Origin of the sequence: Luteimonas rhizosphaerae (assembly GCF_002849595.1) — a bacterium.
Lineage (GTDB): Bacteria > Pseudomonadota > Gammaproteobacteria > Xanthomonadales > Xanthomonadaceae > Luteimonas > Luteimonas cellulosilyticus.
The window spans coordinates 1-502 of sequence record NZ_NRQR01000029.1 but is presented as its reverse complement, the minus strand read 5'-3'; the positions used below and the strand labels follow the sequence as shown (position 1 = coordinate 502).

Here is a 502-nt window from a genome sequence, read left to right as displayed (position 1 = left end):
CGTTGACGCCGGCGGTGAGGTTGGTGATGCGGCGCGTCGCCGGATAGCCGCCAGCGCCCGTGCCGTTGCCGATCGAGACCACGCCCGCTTCGGGCGCACGCGCCCCGGCGCCGAGCGCGACGCTGTTGACGCCGTTGGCCCAGGCGCTCAGGCCCACTGCCGTCGCGTTCTGCGCATACGCGTAGGAATCGCGGCCCACCGCCGTCGTGCCGACCGCCGTCGCCCAGGCGAACTGGCCGAGCGAGGTCGTGTTGTCGGCCGTCGCCCACGCCGAGCCGCCGACCGCGGTGCTGTTGAGGCTGGTCGCCCGCGACGCGGTGCCGAGCGCGACGCTGGCGCTGCCGCTGGCTGCCGCGGTGTTGCCGAGTGCGGTGGCATTGGTGCCGCTGGCCGTCGCGCTGACGCCGACCGCCGTCGTGCGGGTGTTCGACGCGATCGCGCCGTAGCCCTGCGCCGTCGACAGGTCGCCGGTGGCTTCACTGAAGCTGCCGGTCGCGGTCGC

General features: G+C 74.9%; 1 pseudogene. It reads right to left on the bottom strand.

From position 1 onward, the window contains the following. Positions 1-502, bottom strand: a pseudogene (locus CJ022_RS16590) (hypothetical protein); the annotation flags it as partial.